This window comes from Paenibacillus sp. BK033, from assembly GCF_004345425.1.
Classification (GTDB): domain Bacteria; phylum Bacillota; class Bacilli; order Paenibacillales; family Paenibacillaceae; genus Pristimantibacillus.
In genome coordinates this window covers 1-3,044 of record NZ_SLVP01000029.1, presented here as the reverse complement: position 1 = coordinate 3,044, position 3,044 = coordinate 1, and the positions used below count along the sequence as shown (strand labels likewise).

At 44.8% G+C, this 3,044-nt stretch carries 2 protein-coding genes and 1 pseudogene; 2 read left to right on the top strand and 1 reads right to left on the bottom strand.

Features of this window, described 5'->3' with window-relative positions; translation table 11 throughout:
* A pseudogene (locus tag EV294_RS30095) lies at window positions 1-584 on the bottom strand (IS110 family transposase); the annotation flags it as partial.
* A 385-nt stretch (window positions 585-969) separates the two neighbouring features.
* Here EV294_RS30095 and EV294_RS30090 point away from each other — a divergent pair.
* Window positions 970-1,638 (top strand): ArsR/SmtB family transcription factor, encoded by a 669-nt coding sequence (locus EV294_RS30090; RefSeq protein WP_243711844.1) that lies wholly within the window; start codon window positions 970-972, stop codon window positions 1,636-1,638.
* Between the two features lie 249 nt (window positions 1,639-1,887).
* Window positions 1,888-2,793 (top strand): NAD(P)/FAD-dependent oxidoreductase, encoded by a 906-nt coding sequence (locus EV294_RS30085; RefSeq protein WP_132313674.1) that lies wholly within the window; start codon window positions 1,888-1,890, stop codon window positions 2,791-2,793.
* Window positions 2,794-3,044: the final 251 nt, after the last annotated feature.

Genomic DNA, 3,044 nt, shown 5'->3' with positions numbered 1-3,044 from the left:
TCAGTCATTTCTAGCACATCTTTGGATGTTGAGTACTTGGCCAGAAGTTTAAGGGAAACCTTAGAATACAGGTCACCAAACACGCCCCGATATTCGGGAAAGACCTGATCGAGTATAGCCTGGAATTGCAGTTTCACTTGGACATACATACCAGTTAAAGAATCGTATTGGCGCGTGAGATAGCGCAAATTCATGAGATGCTGGCCACGCTTTTTAATGGGCTCAAACTCTTCTTTATAAAATAGCATCCCGAGCTGAAAGGCATCCGCAGCATCCGTCTTTACCCGTCTTAGATTGGTTTTTTTGGCTTCGAATGAGATTAACGGATTAATAACAATGGTTACATACTGGTGCTCATCCAGAAACTGAACCACAGGGCTATGATAATGACCTGTAGCCTCCATAACAACGGAGGGACGTATTCCAGCAGCAGACTCTACATCTCTGATATATTCAAGAAAGGATGTTAATCCCTCAAGATTATGATGGAACTTAAAGACCTTTCCAAACGGTAATCCACGTTTTAAAAAAGCTTGTGCATGGCTCTCTCCCTAAGAAATATCCACACCAATGACTGGATTCATTTCATCACTCCCAAAGTAAATTCGCCGGCAGCCCCTAACCTTCTTGTTGTCCACACTATCGCATGTGATACGGGATCAATGTCCCAACCAGCCTAAACATGGTTTAACAAGTAGGGGGGGACGAACAGAATAGCTTACGGGATCCGAGTCCCACGGGCAGATACGTTCGATCCCCGGCTACTGCAATCTTACGACCCTACAAAAAAGAGGTCGACCAGAAAGATCTGGTGACCTCATAATACGAACGGGCAGATTACGCTAATGAATACACTTCTTTTACCTTGATAAAGGAGCGACTACAGACGTTTCAGTGCTCTTGACGAATAAAGTAGTCCACGCTTATAATTCAATTAATTGATTGAATATTTGAGAAGGGATGAAGGATATGAATCACGAGCTTTCCGTTCGTGCCTTTAAAGATGACTTATACCGACAGTTTGCCCGAATTGGAAAATGCTTGTCCAGTGATAAGCGTCTGGAACTGATGAATCTTTTATCTCAAGGACCAAAGTCAGTTGAGAAATTGGCCCATGCAACGGGAATGAGCATTGCTAACGTCTCCAGACATCTTCAGGTACTGCTTGATGCTAATTTGGTGAAGTTTAGCAAGAAAGGGACCTTTGTTATTTACACGTTGGCCACGCCTGATATTGAAGGTTTCCTGACTTCCTTGTGGCGGATCAGCGAGCTGCAGCTGGCTGACGTAACCCGAATTAAAAATGAGTTTATGAGTCAACGTGGGGATACTCAAACCCTTTCGCTGAGCGAAGTGTTAAGCAAAATGGAGGAAGGCAGCATTATTCTGTTGGATGTGCGGCCAGCTGATGAGTTTGAGGCTGCTCACATTCCGGGGGCTGTTTCTGTTCCGATGGAGGAACTGCACCACTATCTTCGCACACTACCCAAAGACGTTCAGATTGCCGCTTATTGCCGCGGACCGTATTGTGTGTTTGCGACCGATGCTGTAAACGTGATGCAGCTAGAAGGATTTACAGCTTTCAGGCTCGAGGAAGGCGTATTTGAATGGCGGGAGTACCAGGCACAGAGTTTGTGAAGCACGAATATACCCTTACTTGTCTGATTAAAAAAACGATTTAATATTAGGAGGGATAACTATGCTATTTCGTCAATATCTACATACCTCACCGGTGGCGGCTTCAATGTTGTTCTCGACAAACACCATTCTACCAAAGATTCGGGCACTTTTTCATATTTTCAAAGAGCAGAACTTTCGAAATCCAGGATAATATATCCATAATATACTTGATTTGTTATTTCAACCATACTGAGAAGGAGGATTAACATGATTTACGATTGTGCAATCATTGGCGGGGGCCCGGCTGGACTCAATGCAGCATTAGTTTTAGGCAGGGCAAGGAGAAAAGTAGCTTTGTTCGATCATAACAAGCCACGAAATGCCGTTACGCATGCTTCACATGGTTTTCTTACACGCGATGGTGTTACACCAGCAGAATTTCGGCGTGTCGCATACGAGGAGGTGCTAAAGTATCCGTCAGTAGAGCATCATCCGGTTGAAGTTACGGATATTCGCAAGCTTAATGCAGGATTTTTAATATCTACACACGAGGGGGAACAAATTCAAGCTCGCAAGCTATTGTTCGCTTCAGGCCTGCAAGAAACATTGCCAGATATCCCAGGTGTCAGGAATTTATATGGAAAAAGCCTCTTTTACTGTCCATATTGTGACGGCTGGGAACTCAGGGACAAATCGTTATTTGTGTTGTGGGATCATCCCCGCGTGTTCCAACATGCAAAGTTGCTCTATAATTGGAGTCGCGATCTTATCGTCTGTACCAATGGCCCTGGCATTCTGACTAATGAACAAAAGCAAATATTAGCTTCCCGTGACATCGTTGTCTCTGAACAATCTGTATCAGCTTTTCATGGCAGTGATGGCAAGTTGCGGCTAGTGGAGTTCTCGGACGGATCTAGAATAGAGAGAACAGGCGGATTCATTGCACCTAAGTGGGTCCCACGGGCTGGTTTTCAACAAGAACTTGGTTATGCGGTAAACGATCTAGGTGGAATCCTAACCGATGAAATGGGAAAGAGCACGGTACCTGGTTTATTTGCAGCTGGGGAAGTGACCACTGGATTCCCCTCACAACTCATCGTGGCTGCTGCGGCTGGCAGTATTGCTGCCGCCAGCATTAATCTGGAGTTGACAGAAGAAGCCTTTAGTTCCTGAAGGGCTTAACGGTCTCACCATACAATGGTTATTACAGACAGTGAGGTGTACCGCATATAAGTGAAAATGATGGTCATTCCGCTAACGGGAGACTATAGTTCAATTAATAAGGCTGCAACAGATCGGAGGATCTGCTGCAGCCTTTATTGAAGTAACGGGCAGCATTCCTATAATGAAGAAATACGAGGTTTGAGAAACAAAAAGACTCCTTGGTATGATGTTAATGGGTCCACGACGCTGGCCAGCTACCG

Excerpts from the sequence above, each read along its gene's own strand:
- EV294_RS30090 (WP_243711844.1), top strand. The coding sequence starts at position 970 with ATGAATCACGAGCTTTCCGTTCGTGCCTTTAAAGATGACTTATACCGA.
- EV294_RS30085 (WP_132313674.1), top strand. The coding sequence starts at position 1,888 with ATGATTTACGATTGTGCAATCATTGGCGGGGGCCCGGCTGGACTCAAT.